The 20,010-nt window shown below is 49.6% G+C and carries 18 protein-coding genes and 1 pseudogene; 7 read left to right on the top strand and 12 right to left on the bottom strand.

The features are described 5' to 3' along the window. Positions 1–94: 94 nt before the first annotated feature. Positions 95–586: a YajQ family cyclic di-GMP-binding protein gene (locus CWC46_RS19010; RefSeq protein ID WP_021014964.1), complete on the bottom strand. Its 492-nt coding sequence runs from the start codon at positions 584–586 to the stop codon at positions 95–97. 207 nt (positions 587–793) lie between these two features. On the opposite strand from CWC46_RS19010, the gene panE reads away from it, so the two are divergent. Together panE and yajL are read left to right on the top strand one after the other, a co-directional pair. Next, complete coding sequence (gene panE / locus CWC46_RS19015; RefSeq protein WP_021014963.1) at positions 794–1,702, top strand: 2-dehydropantoate 2-reductase; 909 nt, start codon at positions 794–796, stop codon at positions 1,700–1,702. Next, positions 1,665–2,255 carry a protein deglycase YajL gene (gene yajL, locus CWC46_RS19020; protein WP_021014962.1) on the top strand — a complete coding sequence of 197 codons (591 nt, stop codon included), beginning with the start codon at positions 1,665–1,667 and terminating at the stop codon, positions 2,253–2,255. Before panE ends, yajL begins: the two co-directional genes overlap by 38 nt. Positions 2,256–2,349: 94 nt before the next feature. On the opposite strand, the gene thiI is transcribed toward yajL, so the two are convergent. Next, positions 2,350–3,798, bottom strand: a complete 1,449-nt coding sequence (thiI, locus tag CWC46_RS19025) for a tRNA uracil 4-sulfurtransferase ThiI (RefSeq protein WP_021014961.1) — start codon at positions 3,796–3,798, stop codon at positions 2,350–2,352. A 249-nt stretch (positions 3,799–4,047) separates the two neighbouring features. Here thiI and xseB point away from each other — a divergent pair, with 249 nt between their 5' ends. Genes xseB through dxs form a run of 3 tightly spaced genes read left to right on the top strand, consistent with a single transcriptional unit; the run spans position 4,048 to position 7,100 of the window. Next, positions 4,048–4,296, top strand: a complete 249-nt coding sequence (gene xseB, locus CWC46_RS19035; RefSeq protein ID WP_021014960.1) for an exodeoxyribonuclease VII small subunit — start codon at positions 4,048–4,050, stop codon at positions 4,294–4,296. After that, positions 4,293–5,204: a (2E,6E)-farnesyl diphosphate synthase gene (gene ispA, locus CWC46_RS19040; protein ID WP_021014959.1), complete on the top strand. Its 912-nt coding sequence runs from the start codon at positions 4,293–4,295 to the stop codon at positions 5,202–5,204. Before xseB ends, ispA begins: the two co-directional genes overlap by 4 nt. A 33-nt stretch (positions 5,205–5,237) precedes the next feature. After that, positions 5,238–7,100 (top strand): 1-deoxy-D-xylulose-5-phosphate synthase, encoded by a 1,863-nt coding sequence (dxs, locus tag CWC46_RS19045; protein ID WP_021014958.1) that lies wholly within the window; start codon positions 5,238–5,240, stop codon positions 7,098–7,100. A 158-nt stretch (positions 7,101–7,258) separates the two neighbouring features. On the opposite strand, the pseudogene pgpA reads toward dxs, so the two are convergent. The 6 genes and pseudogenes from pgpA to nrdR form a co-directional block, all read right to left on the bottom strand. Further along, a pseudogene (gene pgpA / locus CWC46_RS19050) lies at positions 7,259–7,773 on the bottom strand (phosphatidylglycerophosphatase A). Continuing rightward, positions 7,754–8,728, bottom strand: coding sequence for a thiamine-phosphate kinase (gene thiL / locus CWC46_RS19055; RefSeq protein WP_021014957.1), 975 nt, complete (start codon positions 8,726–8,728; stop codon positions 7,754–7,756). The pseudogene pgpA and the gene thiL overlap by 20 nt, the downstream one beginning before the upstream one ends. 59 nt (positions 8,729–8,787) lie before the next feature. Continuing rightward, positions 8,788–9,207, bottom strand: coding sequence for a transcription antitermination factor NusB (gene nusB, locus CWC46_RS19060; protein ID WP_021014956.1), 420 nt, complete (start codon positions 9,205–9,207; stop codon positions 8,788–8,790). 29 nt (positions 9,208–9,236) lie between these two features. Beyond that, positions 9,237–9,713, bottom strand: a complete 477-nt coding sequence (ribH, locus tag CWC46_RS19065; protein WP_021014955.1) for a 6,7-dimethyl-8-ribityllumazine synthase — start codon at positions 9,711–9,713, stop codon at positions 9,237–9,239. A 122-nt stretch (positions 9,714–9,835) separates the two neighbouring features. After that, entirely contained in the window at positions 9,836–10,951 is a 1,116-nt protein-coding gene (gene ribD / locus CWC46_RS19070) for a bifunctional diaminohydroxyphosphoribosylaminopyrimidine deaminase/5-amino-6-(5-phosphoribosylamino)uracil reductase RibD (RefSeq protein WP_021014954.1), read from the bottom strand. A gap of 56 nt (positions 10,952–11,007) precedes the next feature. Next, positions 11,008–11,457, bottom strand: coding sequence for a transcriptional regulator NrdR (gene nrdR, locus CWC46_RS19075; RefSeq protein WP_021014953.1), 450 nt, complete (start codon positions 11,455–11,457; stop codon positions 11,008–11,010). Between the two features lie 517 nt (positions 11,458–11,974). Here nrdR and mgtA point away from each other — a divergent pair. Both mgtA and CWC46_RS19085 read left to right on the top strand, forming a co-directional pair. Next, entirely contained in the window at positions 11,975–14,683 is a 2,709-nt protein-coding gene (gene mgtA / locus CWC46_RS19080; RefSeq protein WP_101377566.1) for a magnesium-translocating P-type ATPase, read from the top strand. Between the two features lie 186 nt (positions 14,684–14,869). Next, on the top strand, positions 14,870–15,448 hold the full coding sequence (locus CWC46_RS19085; protein WP_021014951.1) for a SadB/YajI family lipoprotein: 579 nt from the start codon (positions 14,870–14,872) through the stop codon (positions 15,446–15,448). 87 nt (positions 15,449–15,535) lie between these two features. On the opposite strand, the gene secF is transcribed toward CWC46_RS19085, so the two are convergent. Genes secF through tgt form a run of 4 tightly spaced genes read right to left on the bottom strand, consistent with a single transcriptional unit; the run spans position 15,536 to position 19,934 of the window. Beyond that, the gene (secF, locus tag CWC46_RS19090; RefSeq protein WP_021014950.1) at positions 15,536–16,504 is read right to left on the bottom strand and encodes a protein translocase subunit SecF; all 969 of its coding nucleotides are present in this window, start codon (positions 16,502–16,504) and stop codon (positions 15,536–15,538) included. Between the two features lie 10 nt (positions 16,505–16,514). Beyond that, positions 16,515–18,362: a protein translocase subunit SecD gene (gene secD, locus CWC46_RS19095; protein ID WP_071790851.1), complete on the bottom strand. Its 1,848-nt coding sequence runs from the start codon at positions 18,360–18,362 to the stop codon at positions 16,515–16,517. Positions 18,363–18,389: 27 nt separating this feature from the next. Further along, the gene (gene yajC, locus CWC46_RS19100; protein WP_021014948.1) at positions 18,390–18,725 is read right to left on the bottom strand and encodes a preprotein translocase subunit YajC; all 336 of its coding nucleotides are present in this window, start codon (positions 18,723–18,725) and stop codon (positions 18,390–18,392) included. Between the two features lie 51 nt (positions 18,726–18,776). Further along, a complete protein-coding gene (gene tgt, locus CWC46_RS19105; protein ID WP_021014947.1) occupies positions 18,777–19,934 on the bottom strand; it encodes a tRNA guanosine(34) transglycosylase Tgt in 1,158 nt (385 codons plus the stop codon). Positions 19,935–20,010 lie beyond the last annotated feature (76 nt).

The raw sequence follows: 20,010 nt of genomic DNA on the forward strand, positions 1-20,010 counted from the left end.
CATCACGTTGAGCTCTCGGGGGAACGTCGAACATGATGTTCCCCCAGGTATGTTTTTCTCAACGGACAGGCATTATCGCTCAGGTCTTTTATTACTAATCACGGAAATTGCTGAATTGAAACGGTTGCCCTAATTCAGCACCACGCACCAACGTAATAACGCTTTGCAAATCATCACGGGATTTGCCTGTTATCCTAACTTGCTCACCCTGAATTTGTGCCTGTACTTTAAGCTTGCTGTCCTTGATCAGCTTGACGAGTTTTTTCGCCAACGCCGTTTCGATACCTTGTTTCAGTTTTGCCTCAACACTATACGTCTTGCCGCTACGTTCCATTTCCTCTGGGATTTCCAGTGCGCCACCGTCGATCCCGCGTTTGGACAGTTTCTCCCGCAAAATGTCTACCAACTGTTTTACCTGAAAATCAGACTCACTAGTGATCTTGATCGTTTGTGCTTTCTCATTTAGATCAAAGCTGGCAGGAATATTACGAAAATCCCAACGGGTACCGAGTTCACGTGTGGCATTTTCTACAGCGTTGCGCGTTTCCTGCATATCAATTTCCGAAACTATATCGAAAGATGGCATAATTTTCTCTCCTGACAAAATCGCTGCCGAGCATAATAACCGTTCCCATCTCATAAACAAAATGCGAGGCAACACGAGGATTATTGTGGTTAGACTTTATTCTACAATCACAGCTTATTAGTCTGTTCTAGGCTACTGGTAAGGGGAACAGCCTATTATAGGCCTAAACAAGAACGAGAGTTCCCGCCTTTATAAAGGGAGATATGCATGAAAATTACCGTTCTTGGTTGCGGTGCAATCGGACAACTATGGCTCGCAGCTTTACATCGGCAGGGCCATGACGTACAGGGATGGTTACGTATCCCACAACCGTTTTGTCCAGTGAATGTCATGATGCTGAATGGGCAACACTGTAATCTGAATCTGACTGCAAACGATGTTGAACATCTGGCACAAAGCGAATTATTGCTGGTAACACTCAAGGCATGGCAAGTTTCTGATGCTGTGACCAGCCTGATCTCACGGCTTGATCCCAACTGTACTATTCTGCTGTTGCATAATGGCATGGGTGCCCGTGAAGAGCTGCCGACGCTTAAGCAACCTGTATTGCTTGGTGTGACAACCCACGCCGCACGCCGCGATCCCACCACCGTTGTACATATGGCCGCTGGGATAACACATATTGGTTCAATAAATGGCGTTGATACGCAAAGCCACTTTGCAGAAATACTGCACCATGCCCTGCCAGATGTTGCCTGGCATAACAATATTACCGTTACCTGCTGGCTGAAACTGGCGGCAAACTGTGTCATCAACCCGCTTACTGTCGTACACCACTGTACCAATGGTGAATTACGGGCCTACCCACAATTACTACAATCTCTTTGTCAAGAAATTGCACTGGTGATGGAACGTGAAGGATTCCATACTTCAACCGAAAGCCTGCTACTCTATATAAACCAGATTATTCAGAATACGGCAGACAATACATCCTCCATGCTACAAGACGTATTGGCACAAAAACACACTGAAATTGATTACATCACGGGTTATCTGTTGAAGCGCGCTCGCGTTCATGGATTGTCATTGCCGGAAAATAGCCGTTTGTTCGAATATATTAAGCGAGAGGAGAGTGACTATGAGCGCATCGGTACTGGTATGTCTGGCACCTGGTAGCGAGGAAACGGAAGCTGTCACCACTATCGATCTATTGATAAGGGCCGGTATACGGGTGATCACCGCCAGTGTGGCGAGTGATGGTCATCTTGAAATTATCTGTTCCCGTGGTGTCAGACTGATGGCGGATGCGCCGCTGGTTGCTGTCGTCGACCAGGAATTCGATGCTATTGTTCTTCCGGGAGGAATGCAGGGTGCAGAATGCTTCCGCGATAATCCGTTACTGATTGAACGAATTCGTCAGACACACCAGGAAGGGAAAATTATCGCAGCAATCTGCGCCTCTCCTGCAGTGGTATTGGAATATCACCAGATCTTCCCGATGGGGAACATGACCGGATATCCGACCCTGAAGGCGCAAATCGGCATAGATAAATGGGTGGATAAACGCGTGGTTTTCGATCCTCGTGTCAATCTACTGACCAGCCAAGGACCAGGTACCAGCATGGACTTCGCACTAAAGTTGATTGATCTACTATTGGGAAAAAAGAAAGCAGCGGAAGTGGCAGCACAATTGATATTGCCGTCGGGAATTTATAACTATCAAGACTGAATGCAAAAAGGCGCGCCTGCGCCTTTACAATCGCGCCATTATCGCCGCCGCCATGTGCACATTATCACCAACCTCAGGTGTGCCAGTGTTTTCCTCAGGGACGATAAACTTTCACATTACTAAAGCCCTGTTCACGCAGATAAAGCGCCTGTAATCGACTCATCACACCACGCGCACAATAAAGCAAATAGGTTTTGCTTTGGTCCAAATCGCCAAATTGGGTCGCCAGCTTATAGAAAGGCAAACACTTAATCGTTACCTGATCCAGCGACAACGGTTTCTCTTCCTGCTCATCAGGCGAGCGGATATCCAGCAAAACATCATTGGCGACGAAGCCCGCCACGGTTTCCACTTCAACGACTTCCTGACGGGTTTGCTCTGCAATCTCACGGATATCAATATTGCGGGCTTCGCTAACCACTCGGTCCAGAATAGAAAAGTCAAAATGAGCTTCTTCATGCTCAATTTTTGCTTTCACCGCTTTTACCGTCGGGCTCTTGGAAATCACACCACAATATTCCGGCATGGTCTTGGCAAAATCTTCAGTGCCCAGCTCGCGCGCCAGCTTGATAATGTGTTCTTTATCATGAGAAATCAGTGGACGTAAAACCAATGTATCGGAAGCATTATCGATCAAGCGTAGATTGGTCAATGTCTGGCTGGAGACTTGCCCCAGTGCTTCGCCGGTAACCAGTGCTTCCACACCATAACGCTCGGCAACTCTCGACGCCGCACGAACCATCATGCGCTTCAGGACGACACCCATCTGGCCATCATCGACGTTCTCCAGAATTTCTCCCACCACTGGTTCAAAATCAATAGCGACAAAACGAACCCGGTGTGAACTGCCAAAACGATTCCAGAGATAATGAGCAACCTGCTTCACACCGATTTCATGTGCCGCTCCGCCTAAATTAAAAAAGCAGTAATGGACACGGCAACCACGACGCATCAGCATATAACTCGACACACCGGAATCAAAACCGCCAGAAATCAGAGATAACACATCCTCCTGGGTACCAATCGGGAAACCGCCGATACCTTCATGGCGCCCTTTAATCAACAGCAGGCGATCCTGCTCGATTTCCAGATGCACCGTTACCTGTGGAGCAGTCAGATTGACACGTGCGCTTTCGATATGCTGGTTCAAGCCACCACCAACATAACGCTCAACATCCTGAGAGCTGAAATCATGCTTACCACGCCGCTTGACTCGGACACAAAAGGTTTTCCCTTCCAACTGTTCCCGATACATTGCCAGTGTTTGTTCAAAAATATGGTGCATATCCGTATAGTCACGATCTTCAACTTCAAGAATATGGTGAATGCCAGGAATTCGAGTCAGCGCATCACATATGCTATCGTGCTGAAGTTCATCTTGTGCTCGAACTTCAATATGATCCCAGTGACGGACAACCGCCAGTGTTTCATCATGGGACTTTAAAACGTTACGAATATTACTGGTGAGAATTTTAATAAAGCGTAACCGTACAGATGGGCTTTTGATGGTAATTTCTGGGAACAATTTAATGATAAACTTCATGGTGGCTTTCGTTACTTGGTCTGAAAGGCGTAAATAAATTTACCCTGAGCGCTAAAATCGCGTTATCGGTAAAACCAGCCGTTTATATGATGGTTTACCAATAGCATCTAAAGCGCGGAGTATATCACCATATTGCGGATGGCTGCGTGCTTTAAGCGTATAATTGCAGCGATATTGCAAGCTGGTACGCTGATAATTGAGTGGCGTCCTCACAGCCAGACGCGTATAAACAGGAGTCTGAAACCGACTATGCCGAAAAAAACTGAACAACCCGTCAGCTTTGAAAGTTCACTCAGTGAACTGGAGCAAATCGTAACGCGTCTGGAATCTGGCGAATTACCGCTGGAAGACGCGCTGAATGAATTTGAGCATGGCATTCAACTGGCGCGTCAGGGTCAACAAAAACTTCAACAGGCTGAACAACGTGTGCAGATTCTATTAAATGATGACCCGGAAGCAGCATTAACGTCTTTCACTCCGGATAATGAGACGCTATGACAGATTTCGATACGCAGCTGAATGTTCTCTACCAGCGCAGTAATGCTGCCTTGAGCTGCTTTATTTCAGCACTACCTTTTCAGAGTAGTCCATTGGTAGACACCATAACTTATGGCACGCTTCTCGGAGGGAAACGGCTGCGTCCGTTTCTGGTTTATACTACCGGACACCTTTTTGGATTAGCCACAGAAAGCCTTGATGCGCCAGCGGCGGCGGTTGAATGTATTCATGCCTATTCACTCATTCACGACGATCTGCCCGCGATGGATAATGACGACCTGCGCCGAGGACAACCTACCTGTCACATGAAATTTGGCGAGGCCAGCGCTATTCTGGCAGGAGACGCATTGCAGACGCTGGCGTTCTCTATACTGGCTGACGCGCCTATGCTGCATGTCAGTGACCGTGACCGGTTGGCAATGTTATCTGAACTGGCTCAGGCCAGTGGCGTTAGCGGAATGTGTGGTGGTCAGGCGCTGGATCTTGCTGCGGAAGGGCATCAGGTGGATTTGTCCTCGCTCGAACAGATCCATCGCCACAAGACCGGCGCATTGATTCGAGCCTCCGTACGATTAGGCGCACTTGCAGCTGGCGAGCGTGGACGGGATGCCTTACCTTATCTCGATCGCTACGCCAATGCTATCGGGCTGGCTTTTCAGGTTCAGGATGACATACTGGATGTCATTGGTGATAGCACCACGACGGGGAAACGTCAGGGAGCCGATCAACAATTGGGGAAAAGTACCTACCCCGGCTTATTGGGTCTGGAGAACGCGAAAGCCAAAGCTCGAGATCTTTACCAGGAATCTTTAGCCGCGCTGAGTGATTTGGTGGCTTCCAGTGATATTCCATTAGTCGTAACACCACTGCAAGCCTTAGCGAATTACATCGTTGAACGCGATAAATAACACCAATACAAGTAACTCCTTAATGGGCATCCGATGAGCTTTGATATAGCGAAATATCCCACGCTGGCGTTAGTGGAAACTCCAGAAGAATTGCGTCTGCTGCCAAAAGAAAGCCTGCCAAAACTATGTGACGAACTACGGCAATATTTGCTAGATAGCGTTAGTCGTTCGAGTGGTCACTTTGCCTCCGGTTTGGGTACAGTTGAGTTAACGGTCGCACTGCATTATGTCTATAACACCCCTTTCGATCATCTGGTGTGGGATGTGGGCCATCAGGCTTATCCGCACAAAATTCTAACCGGACGCCGTGATCGTATATCCACTATCCGTCAAAAAGACGGTCTACATCCGTTTCCCTGGCGCGAAGAGAGCGAATACGATGTACTCAGCGTGGGACACTCATCCACGTCCATCAGTGCCGGGCTGGGTATGGCCGTGGCGGCCGAACGTGAAGGTATGGGACGACGTACCGTTTGTGTTATCGGTGATGGTGCCATTACAGCAGGAATGGCATTTGAAGCCATGAATCATGCAGGCGATATCAAGCCTGATATGCTGGTGGTTCTAAATGATAACGAGATGTCGATTTCAGAAAATGTCGGTGCATTGAATAATCACCTCGCTCAACTGCTGTCTGGGAAGCTTTATTCCACCCTGCGTGAAGGCGGCAAAAAAGTCCTTTCGGGATTACCACCCATCAAAGAATTGATGAAACGGACTGAAGAACATCTGAAAGGTATGGTAGTGCCCGGAACCTTGTTTGAAGAACTGGGTTTTAATTATATTGGCCCGGTTGACGGTCATGATGTTCAGGCGCTTGCGCAAACACTGAAAAATATGCGTAGTCTGAAAGGCCCGCAACTACTGCATATCATGACCAAGAAAGGCAAAGGTTACGCACCTGCCGAACAAGACCCCATTAGTTGGCACGCAGTGCCAAAATTTGACCCGGCCAGTGGTACTCTGCCTAAAAGCAAGGAAAGCCTGCCGACCTACTCCAAGATTTTTGGTCAGTGGTTGTCTGAAACAGCCGCACAAGACAGCACACTGATGGCTGTCACTCCAGCCATGCGCGAAGGGTCAGGGATGGTGCAATTTTCCCGCGACTATCCGCAACAGTATTTTGACGTTGCGATCGCTGAGCAACATGCCGTTACCTTTGCCGCCGGTCTGGCAATTGGTGGTTATAAACCTGTCGTAGCCATTTATTCAACGTTCTTGCAACGCGCCTACGATCAAGTGATTCACGATGTCGCCATCCAGAATCTGCCAGTACTGTTTGCCATCGATCGTGGTGGCATTGTCGGTGCTGACGGGCAGACTCACCAGGGTGCTTTCGACCTGTCCTTCCTGCGTTGCATTCCCAACATGATAATCATGGCTCCCAGCGATGAAAACGAATGCCGTCAGATGCTTTACACTGGTTACCATTACCAAAAGGGCCCAACGGCAGTACGTTATCCCAGAGGCTGTGGGATCGATGCCGAACTCATGCCGTTGCAGGCATTACCCATCGGTAAAGGTGTCATCCGTCGCCAAGGTGAGAAAATTGCCATACTAAACTTCGGGACACTGCTGCCAGAGGCGAGGACAGTAGCTGAAACGTTGAACGCTACGCTAGTGGATATGCGATTTGTCAAACCGCTGGATGAAGCATTGGTTGAGACATTGGCGAGCACTCATCAAGCACTGGTAACGCTGGAAGAGAACGCCATTATGGGCGGAGCCGGCAGTGGCGTGAATGAATTCCTGATGTCAAAACGACTGTTGGTCCCGGTGCTGAACATCGGATTACCGGATCGTTTTATTCCTCAAGGGGTACAGGGAGAGATTCGGTCCGATCTAGGTCTGGATGCAGCAGGTATTGAGCACCAGATAACGCAATGGCTGGCATAACGGGCTGATAAAAAACAAGGAAGTAGTGACGCGTCCCTGATAGTGTTCACTTAGAACGATTGCCACAAAAATACGGAGTGAGATCCTAAGGAAAAGGTATCCACTCCGTATCGACTATCCCGATTGCTTCATTGACCGGTATTCATGTTTAAAAAAGTTCACAGCGGCCAATAATGGCCAGCCAAATAAATAATCCCGGTTGATATCACACCAGCGACGATGTCATCCACCATAATACCTGCGCCACCATGAACATTACGGTCAAACCAGCGAATTGGCCAAGGTTTCCAGATATCAAGACAGCAAAAAACAACAAATCCTATAGCAATCCAGCCTCAGTTTCTGTTTGGAATCGCCATCAGCGTGATCCACATGCCGACAAACTCATCCCAGACAATGCTGCCATGATCGTGGATACCCATGTCTTTTGCCGTCTGATGACAAAGGTAAACACCGATACAGATACGACACATCACCAGCAGCACGTAAAGTTGTCAGGACAGGAACGACATCAGATACCACACGGGAATCGAGGCCAGAGATCCTACTGTTCCAGGCATCCAGGGTGACAGGTCGCTGCCAAAGCCCGTTGCCAGAAAATGCAATGGATTACGATGCGCAAACGGTTTTTGGCAATTTGAGCGCTTTTCTTATCATGAGCCAAAATGGTCATAACCCTTCAGATTCAGTTCAAGGGGTTTATCATGCTGAAAAAAACGTAACCCTTCAGAAGAAGGACCAATCTGCCCGATACAAGTATAGCGAGCCCCCAGATGGCCCAGGGCCACATCCAGAGCACCACGATTAAGCTCTGGAACGGTAAAACACAACTCATAATCCTCACCACCACTGAGGGCCCAGTTCATTGCCCAGGATGGATCCGCGTGCGCCAGCAAGGCATCAGAATAAGGTAATGCATCAAGGTTGATTCGCGCACCACATCCACTTGCTTTCAAAATATGCTGGATATCGGATACCAATCCATCGGAAAGATCGATAACCGCACTGGCCAGATCGCGCAGCGCCTGCCCTTGTAAAATCCGTGGATGTGGCCGTAAGTGGCGTTGAATCAGCATCTGATGTGCTTCAGGATCAGCAACTTCCCATTGATTCTGCAAAATCGCCAGACCAGCCGCACTGTCCCCCAGTGTGCCAGTGACGTAAATCCAGTCGCCAATACGAGCCTTGCTACGTGTCAATGCGCGTCCGACCGGAACCAGGCCATGGATAGTCAGTGTCATACTCAGCGGGCCGCGAGTCGTATCACCACCGATTAACTGCATGCCATAGTAATCCAACTGCTCAAACAGACTGTCACTATAGGCCGTCAACCACGCGTGATCGATTTCCGGCAATGTTAATGCCAGCGACAACCAGGCAGGATCAGCGCCCATGGCAGCCAAATCGCTCAGGTTAACCGCCAGGGATTTATAAGCCAGATCAGCGGGATCAATATCAGGCAGGAAATGAATCCCGGAAACCAGTGTATCGGTACTTATCGCCAGCAGTTGCTTGTCAGCGACTGTTAACAAAGCACAATCATCACCGATCCCCAGTTCGACATCCCGACGTGAAGTTCTTACCCGATCAAAATAACGGGCAATAATCTCAAACTCACCTTCAACCATAACCCTTCCAGACTGGTGAATCTAAAAAAACCAAGGCCGGTAAGCCGGCCTTGGTTATCTTATTTTCTGCCTTTACGTATGTGAGGAGCAGCTTTATCCAGCACACCATTCACAAATTTATGACTATCTTCTGCACCGAAAGTCTTGGCCAGTTCAATGGCTTCATTAATTGCCACTTTATAGGGCACATCCTCGCGCTTGCTCAATTCGAACAGCGCCAAACGCAGAATGGCTTTTTCCACCTGACCTAATTCTCCCAATTGACGGGACAGATAAGGAACCATCAAGGCATCAAGCTTATCAGCCTGACTGGCAACCCCTGACAGGAGTTCACGAAAATAGGTGATGTCGACATCTTTGACATCCTGCTCGCTCAAAAATTGTAGTTCAATATCGGCAATATCGTTCTTTGATAACTGCCAAGAATAAAGCGCTTGAACCGCACATTCACGAGCACGGCGACGAGCAGCAGGTTTCACGGAATTCCCCTTAACTTAATAAATCAGGCTTACTTGATAGCGTTTAATACATTAATCATTTCAAGCGCGGTCAGGGCTGCTTCCGCCCCTTTATTACCCGCTTTGGTACCCGCACGCTCAATGGCCTGCTCAATACTTTCTGTCGTCAATACCCCGAAAGCGACCGGAATATCACTACTCATGGCGACATGAGACAAACCAGAGCTACACTCGCCGGCGACCAATTCAAAATGCGCAGTACCACCACGGATAACCGTTCCCAGAGCAACTACGGCATCGTACCCACCATTCTCAGTACTTTTGGTCAGCGCACGGACTGCCAGCGGCAATTCATAAGCACCTGGGACCCAAACGACGGTAATGTTCTCATCTTTAACCTGGCCAATGCGTTTCAGTGCATCGATGGCACCTTCCAGCAGGCTATCATTGATAAAATGGTTAAAGCGGGCAATAGCAATCGCCACACGGGCATTAGGAGTAGCAACAACACCTTCAATAACGTTCATAGCTTTCCTTTGACTGTTTTATTACCCCGCAGGGGGGCGGATTCTATCATATTCTTTTGGTCGGCGTATCCGCTTTTGTCGGACCAGGAGAGTCGCCTGACACCGGTTATTACTCTGGGTGTTCAGTACTGTGGCTTCAGGATAATCCGCAGGTCCGGCCCCACCAATCGGACATCTGTCATTGAGAATTCAGGTGCCCGCGCCAACGTCTCCAGTCCCGGCAACACACACAGCGGACGAGCCAAATCCCCAAGCAGTCTGGGTGCCATGTAGATAATCAACTCATCCACCACATTTGCTTGTAGTAACGCCCCGGCAAAGCGAGCACCAGCCTCCACCCACACCGAGTTAATCTGACGCTTTCCCAGCAGCATCATTAATGCCACCAAATCGCTACCATCACCTTGTTGCGGAACCAAAAGCTGTTCAACCGTATCCGGCCACGGCTGTTGATCCCGCTGGGGACGCGCCAGCCAGGTCATACCCGGCTGATGGATAATACGATGCTGTGGTTTCACCCGTAGTTGGCTATCGACAATAATCCTCACGGGCTGACGCAGTTGATCTTGCGGATAGACACGTTGCGTATCCTCATCCAATTCCGACCAACGTACGGTAAGTGAAGGGTCATCAGCCAGCACAGTAGCGCTACTACTCAGAATAGCGGCACTCTGTGCCCGAAACCGCTGCACATCCTGCCGTGCCTGCGGTGATGTAATCCACTGGCTTTCACCGGAGGCCATTGCCGTACGTCCATCCAGCGAAGCCGCCATTTTTAACTGTACATAGGGGAATCCGGTACGCATCCGCTTGAGAAACCCCCGATTAAGCTTTTCGGCTTCCGCCATCATGACACCGTGGGTAACATCGATACCGGCCTGCTGCAAACGATACAAACCGCGCCCTGCCACCTCGGGGTTGGGATCCTGCATTGCCGCAACAACTCTTGCCACTCCTGCCTCAATTAATGCATCAGCGCAAGGCGGAGTACGACCATGATGACTGCACGGTTCCAGCGTTACATACACCGTTGCACCGTTGGCCTGCTTTCCCGACGTCCGCAAAGCATGGATCTCTGCATGAGGCTCACCGGCTTTATGGTGATAACCTTCGCCGACAATTTGTCCATCACGCACAATGACGCATCCCACATTCGGATTCGGCATCGTCGTAAAGCGACCACGCCGCGCCAGCGCCAATGCGTGAGCCATATAAAATTCATCAGACTGTATAGCCATCCTGCGAGTCCTTTTTGCGTGAAGAAAAACAGTTTTATTCTTTTGAAAGTAGCGGATTAGTCTTGCAAACGGGCAATTTCTTCACCAAATTCGCGGATATCTTCAAAACTACGATATACCGAGGCAAAACGGATGTATGCGACTTTATCTAACTTTTTCAATGCATCCATCACCAGATTTCCCACCATCTTGGCAGTAACTTCCCGTTCGCCAGTAGCCCGGAGTTGAGATTTGATATGACTAATGGCCATTTCGACGTCATCAGAACTGACGGGCCGTTTTTCCAACGCCTTTAGCATTCCGCTACGCAGTTTATCTTCGTTGAAAGGTTCACGGACATCATTACTCTTGATTACCCGGGGCATCACCAGTTCGGCTACCTCAAAAGTCGTAAAACGTTCGTTACATACCAGGCACTGTCGGCGGCGGCGGACCTGAGAACCTTCCCCAACCAAACGGGAATCAATAACTTTGGTATCAACAGCAGAACAAAATGGGCAATGCATAAGATTTACCGACCATAACCATCAACATGGATATAGTTTACCCTGAATTCCCCGCGTGACCAAAATCTCGACATGAGTCCGCGAGTGAAACACACGCATTTGACCGACCCCGCGACAAACTGTAAAAAATTCGTGTTAATTATACGAAAGAGTAACGGTTTAAGCTTTATTGAGGCTACATCAGCTAAAGTAGCCCCGCGATGTGGTCGTCCTATGCGCCAGTTTAATGAAAGCTGCCGATAGCGATTAGACCCACCTGTAATACCGCAGACTTGCCCTATCGTCTGCGCATGTTCAATAACCGGAGAACCCCTAATGGGACCAGACCCTAATCCTCACCCGGAAAACAGAGTCATCCACCGGTAAGCCAGCTTTTTTGCTGCCTTGCCGGTAACAGGCAAGGCAGTGACGTCTTCGTTCGTCCCTGCTGAAAACAATGAACTGCACGCTGGTGTATCGCCGCCACGTGTCGTTTTAGTCGTGGTATCTCTGATACTGCGGCAGGGAGATTTTTATGTTGTTTATTCGTCTCACACGGCAGCTGTTGGCACAGCTCAGCCGTCATTTACCACGCCGCCTGTTCCAGCGCGATCCGCTGCCAGATGGGCACCTGACTGCCACTCACGCGATGGCAGATACCATGGCCGAACGCTGTCTACGTCTTTCCAGACTAAGTGAAGTCGCACTATATCAGGAATTTGCCAGTCATCCAGAAGGGCTACTGCCCGTCGAAGTAGTGCAGGCCAGAGAAACACACGGCGAAAACCGTATCCCCGGAGAGCAACCCGCGCCTTGGTGGATCCATCTGTGGCATTGCTACCGCAACCCGTTTAACCTGCTGCTAACACTGCTAGGGATGGTTTCCTACGCCACGGAAGATATCACCGCCGCGTTGGTGATTGCCCTGATGGTGTTAATCTCCACCCTGTTGCACTTCATTCAAGAGGCACGTTCAGGTAAAGCGGCTGACGCCCTGAAAGCGATGGTCAGCAACAAAGTGACGGTACTACGCAGCGATGCGCAGACCGGCTACAGCGACTATCAGGATATTCCACTGGTTCAGTTGGTCCCCGGTGATATCGTCAAACTCGCGGCCGGGGATATGATCCCGGCGGACTTGCGGGTACTTCAAGCACGCGATCTGTTTATCAGTCAGGCTTCGCTGACGGGTGAATCCATCCCGGTAGAGAAAGTGGCACAGTCCCGGCAACAGAACGGTGTAGCTGCACTGGAATGCGATACGCTCTGTTTTATGGGCACCAATGTGGTGAGTGGTACCGCGTTGGCTATCGTGATCGGCTCTGGGGCCAATACCTGGTTTGGCCAGTTAGCTAGCCGCATAGTTCATCAACCCGGAGAGGAAAATGCCTTCCAGCGGGGTATCAGCCGGGTCAGTTGGCTATTGATCCGTTTCATGCTGGTGATGACGCCAGTAGTGTTGGTGATCAACGGCTATACCAAAGGTGACTGGTGGGAAGCCGCCTTGTTTTCACTCTCTGTTGCCGTAGGTCTGACACCAGAAATGCTGCCGATGATCGTCACCTCGACGCTAGCCAAAGGCGCAGTGAAACTGTCGCATCAAAAAGTGATCGTCAAACGCCTGGATGCAATCCAGAACTTTGGCGCCATGGATATTTTATGCACGGATAAAACCGGCACGCTGACACAGGATAAAATTGTACTGGAGTGTCATACCGATGCGTTTGGCCGCGCCAGTCAGCAGGTACTGCATCGTGCCTGGCTCAACAGCGCCTACCAGACCGGATTACGAAATCTGCTGGACCAGGCGGTACTGGACGTTATGCCACCCGATCAACAGCATTCTACCCTGTCTCGCTGGCGGAAAGTGGATGAAATACCGTTCGACTTTGAACGTCGTCGTATGTCGGTAGTGGTGAGTGAGAACCACAGTGGACATTTGCTGATCTGCAAAGGGGCGCTGGAAGAGATGCTCAGCGCCTGCTCACAGGTACGGCGAGGCGAACAGTTGCTGACATTAGATGATCAGTTGCTGACACAAATCCGCCAGTTGACTGACGATCTCAACCGCCAGGGGCTGCGTGTGGTGGCCGTCGCCAGCAAAATGATGACAGCTGACCGTCAGGATTATAGCCGTGTAGATGAGTCCGATTTAATTCTGGAAGGCTACATCGCCTTTCTTGATCCGCCGAAAGAAAGCACCGCGCCGGCACTGAAAGCGCTGAAAGATAACGGTGTAACGGTCAAGATCCTTACCGGCGACAGCGAACTGGTAGCAGCCAAAATCTGTCGGGAAGTTGGTATTGAACTCGAAGGCAGTCTCATCGGCAGCGATATTGATGCGCTCAACGACAAACAATTGGCCACAAAAGCACTCACCACGACACTGTTTGCTCGTTTAACGCCGCTACACAAAGAACGGATTGTGAGGCTGCTACGGTCTGAAGGACATGTGGTGGGCTTCATGGGCGACGGTATCAATGATGCTCCAGCTCTACGTGCCGCAGACATCGGTATCTCCGTTGATTCGGCAGTGGATATCGCCCGTGAAGCCGCAGACATCATCCTGCTGGAAAAAAGCCTTATGGTGCTGGAACAAGGCGTGATTGAAGGACGTCGCACGTTTGCCAACATGCTGAAATATATCAAAATGACTGCCAGTTCTAATTTTGGCAATGTTTTCAGCGTGTTAATTGCCAGTGCTTTTTTACCGTTCCTGCCAATGTTGCCGTTGCATTTGCTGATTCAGAATCTGATGTACGATATTTCGCAGATTGCCATCCCGTTTGACAATGTGGATGAAGAGCAACTCCGACAGCCACAACGCTGGAACGCCAGAGATCTGGGGCGTTTCATGGTGTTCTTCGGTCCCATCAGTTCGATTTTTGATGTGCTGACATTTGCGCTTATGTGGTGGGTTTTTCATGCCAATACACCGGAACTACAGACGCTGTTCCAGTCTGGCTGGTTTATTGAAGGCCTATTGTCGCAGACGCTGATTGTGCATATGATTCGTACCCGCCGGATTCCCTTTATCCAAAGTCGCCCGGCATGGCCACTGGCAGTGATGACGCTATTGATCATAGGAACGGGTATTGGACTTACCTTCTCACCATTGGCTGGCTTCTTGCAATTGCAGGCGCTGCCCATCAGCTACTTCCCGTGGCTGATCGCGATTCTGGGTAGCTATATGTTGTTGACGCAGGCAATGAAAGGCTTCTTTGCCCGTCGCTATGGCTGGCAGTGATACCTCTGCTTCTATTCCTCCGATACAGCGGGCAGCGTCCCGCTGTATTTCTATTTTTTACTACAATTCAGCATTCTCCACCTATCCTTCCCTGAAAGTTGTCAGTCACTATAGCGGAGATTAAATCACCTCTACATTGATGATCATTAAATAGCTCATGTACACGGTCCAAGGGAGAAACACGACATGACCATCCGCTATCGCCTCATCTTCACGCTGTCGGCTATGGCATTGCTGGCAGGCTGCGCCCAGCCTCAAACAACCCATGTACAAAATGAACTCGGTCAGCTCAATCAGAAACTGCGAGATCTGTCCGATCGCGCCGCAGCGCTGGAACAGCAAAATTCGCTGAATGCCAACTCAACCTCCGGGGCATATCTGTTGCCTGCGGCGAAAGACAGCGCACTCATTGATAGCAGTATCGGCAGACTGAGTCTGTCACTCAGCCAGATCGAGCCCGAGGCCAATGGCACCCGTGCCTTGCTGGTGTTCCGCACGCTTAATGACACAGCTTTACCCGCTTTCAGTGTCCAGATCAACTGGGGTCCGCTCGATCCAGTCAGCGGAAAACCGTTGGATATTGATATGCAAACCCTGTCACTGACAGTTCCACAGCCCTTGATACCAAAACCAGAAGTCACTGTCGACGTCAGGTTATCTGACCTCTCCCCAGAGCAACTCGGATTTGTACGTGTACACCATATTATTGCCGAACCATCAACTCATGGTGTTAATGAGTCCACCGGGACGTCAGGACGGAATTAATATCCATAACTAAAAAACCCGCCAATTGGCGGGTTTTTTAGTTCAACTGAAGGTCAATCTTTATTAAAAATCCGATAAACCAACAGATTACGGCAGCAGTGACGGCTGGTCAGCCCCTTCTTTCTCTACTTTTTGCTGAAGCATATGTTCACGTTTCATACCGAGTTTCAGCGCCAGCGCAGAAGCTACGTAGATAGAAGAAACCGTACCAACTGATACCCCGATCAACATGGAAAGTGCAAAACCATTCAGCATCGCACCACCAAAGATATACAGCATCAGTACCACTACCAACGTAGTGGCGGATGTCATAATAGTACGGCTCAAGGTCTGCGTCAGAGAGACATTCATGATTTCATACGACGTACCACGGCGAATTTTACGGAAATTTTCACGGATACGGTCAGAAACCACGATACTGTCATTCAGTGAGTAACCGATAACGGACATCAGCGATGCCACGATAGTCAGATCAACCTCTATCTTGAACAGTGATAACACCCCTAACGTAATAATGACGTCATGAGCCAAGGCAATAACCGCCCCAAGGGCCAAACGCCATTCGAATCGGAAGCCCACATAAATCAGGATACAAATCAGTGCAGACAGCAATGCCATAGCACCGGCTTGCGCCAAATCACTGCCCACGCTGGGGCCGACGAACTCAATCCGTTTTACTACTGCATTCTGCCCGATTTTCTGGTTAATCACGCTCAATACCTGATTACCCAACTCCTGTCCAGAATTGCCCACTGACGGCGCCATGCGCACCATCAGATCACGGCTACTGCCGAAATTCTGAACCAGCGGATCAGCAAAACCCGCTTGTTTAAGCGCATTACGCATCACATCCAGATTGGCTGGTTTCTCAAGGTGAATTTCAATTACCGTACCACCGGTAAAATCCAGCCCCCAGTTAAAACCACGAACACCTATCAGAACGAGAGCGATAACCACCAGTGTCCCTGAAATCAGGAAGGCAAGATTATCCCAGCGCATAAAGTCAATGACTTTACGCCCGTAGTTGAGTTGCTCAACAGTATATTCCTGTGCCACAACGCACTCCTCAGATAGACAGCTTGTTTATGCGTTTACCGCCGTAAAGCAGGTTAACGATGGCACGAGTACCAACAATTGACGTGAACATAGAGGTAAGCACCCCGATGGTCGTCGTGATGGCAAACCCTTTTATGGAACCGGTACCGACGGCATACAGGATTACCGCAGTAATCAACGTGGTCACGTTCGCATCAATAATACTGGAGAATGCGCCTTTATAACCTTCATGGATCGCCTGCTGAACAGTACGGCCGTTCCTCAGCTCCTCCTTGATACGCTCGTTAATCAGTACGTTGGCGTCAACGGCTACCGCCAGCGTTAGCACGATACCTGCGATACCCGGCATCGTTAGTGTTGCCCCTGGCAACAGCGACATCACACCAATAATCAGCACCAGGTTAGCGAGCAACGCGGTGGTCGCTATAATGCCGAACTTACGGTAGTAAACCACCATAAACAGAATAGATGCCACCAATCCCCATAGACAGGCTTCCAGACCCTGTGTGATGTTCTGCATCCCCAGTGTCGGCCCGATGGTCCGCTCTTCAACAATCTGAATAGGTGCAATCAATGCACCAGCACGCAGCAGCAGTGACAGCTGACGCGCTTCATTTGGATTGCTGATACCTGTGATTCGGAAGCTATTCCCCAGACGAGACTGAATAGTCGCAACGTTAATCACTTCTTCATGTTTCACCAGGATGGCGCGACCTTTGGCATCTTTCTTACCACTGTCTTTATACTCTACAAACAGTGTTGCCATCAGCTTACCGATGCTGTTCTTGGTGAAGTTGGACATGATGTTTCCACCAGTGCTGTCCAATGAAATATTCACTTGCGGACGGTTATATTCGTCAGTGCTCGAAGTAGAGTCAGTAATGTGGTCACCGGTCAGAATCACGCGTTTGTATAGCACTACCGGAGAGCCATCCTGCATGTACTTCACTTCTGAGTCACCCGGTATATGGCCACTGGCCGCCGCCGCTGCGTCAACATTACTGTTTACCAGACGGAATTCCAACGTTGCGGTAGCCCCAAGGATCTCCTTGGCTCGCGCGGTATCCTGAATCCCCGGCAATTCAACAACAATACGGTCTGACCCTTGACGCTGCACCAATGGTTCAGCCACGCCCAGCTGGTTTACGCGGTTACGCAGAATGTTAATGTTCTGCTGTACGGCATATTCGCGAGCTTCTCTCAAACGGGCATCACTCATCACGGCATGCAGCATATCGCCGCCTGAAGCATTGATAACCAGATCACGGTGGCGTGGCGTCAGATAATTAACAGCTTCATCGCGGGTCTGACTGTCGCGGAAACGAATCTCGACACCATAATTATCTGACTTACTAACTGAAGAATAAGGGATACCTTTATCACGCAGGTCGCTGCGCAGGGAATCCATGGTCTGCTCTTGCAGTTTACTTAGCGCGGTACCCATATCCACTTCCATCAGAAAGTGAACGCCGCCACGCAGATCGAGCCCTAACTTCATGGGCTCTGCCCCCAGCATTCTCAACCACTGCGGTGTAGCCGGAGCCAGGTTAAGCGCCACTACAAATTTATCGCCCAGCGCGCTGAGCAGCGCTTCCCGGGCACGAAGCTGAATATCAGGATTAGAAAAGCGAGCCAGAATCGCACCATTTTCCAGTGCAATCGACTTGCTGGCGATATTTTGTTCTTTTAATACTTTCTGGACCTGGACCAGCGTAGATTCACTGGCGGCGACACCTCGCGCGCCAGTAATCTGTACCGCCGGATCCTCACCATACAGGTTAGGAAGTGCATAAAGCAGACCGACAGCAAGAATCACGATCAGCATGATGTACTTCCACAAAGGATAACGGTTCAACACGGTAGTTCCCTTCGGGAAAGTCGAAAATTACAGGGCTTTCATAGTACCCTTCGGCAACACTGCCGCCACGAAATCACGTTTGATAATGACTTCATTATCATCATTCAAGGCAATCGAAACATAACCAGTATCGGACACTTTGGTTACACGGCCAACCAAGCCGCCTGTGGTCAATACTTCATCACCCTTGCTGATAGAATCCATCAGCTTTTTGTGTTCCTTGGTACGTTTTTGCTGGGGACGCAGGATCATGAAGTAAAAGATCAGACCGAAAACGGCCAGCATAATAACCAGAGAGTACGGGCTTCCCTGAGCCGGAGCACCAGCGGTTGCTGCTACAGCATCGGAAATGAAAAGACTCATTTAAGTTTCCTCTTTGTTATCAACACAAAAATGTTATCAATAAAACGATATTTAAAGGTGGCCACCCTTATCATCTACAACATCCTGTTCAGCCAACGGCGGAACCGGCTTACCCATACGCTGATAAAACGCAGCCACAAAGTCCTCTAATCTACCCTTTTCAATGGCCTGACGTAAACCTGCCATCAGCCGCTGATAATAGCGCAAATTATGGATAGTATTGAGTCGTGCACCAAGTATTTCGTTACAACGATCAAGGTGATGCAAGTAGGCACGGCTATAATTGCGACACGTGTAGCAATCACAGTGTTCATCCAATGGTCCAGTGTCGTCCTTATACTTGGCATTACGGATTTTTACTATCCCATCGGTGACAAACAAATGACCATTACGGGCATTACGCGTTGGCATTACGCAGTCAAACATATCAATGCCACGCCGCACCCCTTCAACCAAATCTTCCGGTTTTCCGACCCCCATAAGATAACGGGGTTTATCCGCCGGAATTTGCGGACAGACATGTTCCAGAATTCGGTGCATGTCCGCTTTAGGTTCGCCGACTGCCAAGCCGCCCACAGCGTACCCATCAAAGCCAATGTCTACCAGTTCTTTTACCGAGACATCTCGTAAATCTTCGTAAACACTACCCTGAATAATCCCAAACAGCGCATTCTTGTTACCTAGCTCGTCAAAACGCTGGCGACTGCGTTGCGCCCAGCGCAGCGACATTTCCATTGAGCGCTTGGCATAATCCCAGTCAGCAGGATACGGCGTACACTCGTCGAAAATCATCACAATGTCGGAGCCCAGATCATGCTGGATTTCCATGGATTTTTCAGGGCTCAGAAAAATGGCATCGCCATTAATCGGGTTACGGAAATGGACACCCTCTTCCGTAATTTTACGGATATCTCCCAGGCTAAACACCTGGAAACCGCCGGAATCAGTAAGAATAGGTCCGTGCCACTGCATAAAATCGTGCAGATCACCATGCAGCTTCATGATTTCCTGCCCAGGACGCAGCCACAGATGAAAAGTATTACCTAACAGGATCTGCGCGCCGGTTTCCTTGACTTCTTCCGGAGTCATCCCTTTAACCGTACCGTAAGTACCTACCGGCATAAATGCCGGTGTTTCCACTACACCGCGTTCAAATACCATGCGACCACGGCGAGCGCAACCATCGGTATTTAATAATTCATACTTCACTTAACCTCCAGCATCAGAGAAACAGTCTGATGTTATCGTTGATTGCTTATAAAACAGTCATACCCACAGAACCTGG

This window comes from Prodigiosinella confusarubida, assembly GCF_002847015.1.
GTDB classification, from domain to species: domain Bacteria; phylum Pseudomonadota; class Gammaproteobacteria; order Enterobacterales; family Enterobacteriaceae; genus Prodigiosinella; species Prodigiosinella aquatilis.

Coding starts and splice junctions, on each gene's coding strand:
- thiI (WP_021014961.1), bottom strand. CDS start 3,798: ATGAAGTTTATCATTAAATTGTTCCCAGAAATTACCATCAAAAGCCCA.
- ispA (WP_021014959.1), top strand. CDS start 4,293: ATGACAGATTTCGATACGCAGCTGAATGTTCTCTACCAGCGCAGTAAT.
- thiL (WP_021014957.1), bottom strand. CDS start 8,728: ATGGTTGAAGGTGAGTTTGAGATTATTGCCCGTTATTTTGATCGGGTA.
- panE (WP_021014963.1), top strand. CDS start 794: ATGAAAATTACCGTTCTTGGTTGCGGTGCAATCGGACAACTATGGCTC.
- dxs (WP_021014958.1), top strand. CDS start 5,238: ATGAGCTTTGATATAGCGAAATATCCCACGCTGGCGTTAGTGGAAACT.
- yajC (WP_021014948.1), bottom strand. CDS start 18,725: ATGAGTCTTTTCATTTCCGATGCTGTAGCAGCAACCGCTGGTGCTCCG.
- nrdR (WP_021014953.1), bottom strand. CDS start 11,457: ATGCATTGCCCATTTTGTTCTGCTGTTGATACCAAAGTTATTGATTCC.
- yajL (WP_021014962.1), top strand. CDS start 1,665: ATGAGCGCATCGGTACTGGTATGTCTGGCACCTGGTAGCGAGGAAACG.
- xseB (WP_021014960.1), top strand. CDS start 4,048: ATGCCGAAAAAAACTGAACAACCCGTCAGCTTTGAAAGTTCACTCAGT.
- ribD (WP_021014954.1), bottom strand. CDS start 10,951: ATGGCTATACAGTCTGATGAATTTTATATGGCTCACGCATTGGCGCTG.
- ribH (WP_021014955.1), bottom strand. CDS start 9,713: ATGAACGTTATTGAAGGTGTTGTTGCTACTCCTAATGCCCGTGTGGCG.
- CWC46_RS19010 (WP_021014964.1), bottom strand. CDS start 586: ATGCCATCTTTCGATATAGTTTCGGAAATTGATATGCAGGAAACGCGC.
- CWC46_RS19085 (WP_021014951.1), top strand. CDS start 14,870: ATGACCATCCGCTATCGCCTCATCTTCACGCTGTCGGCTATGGCATTG.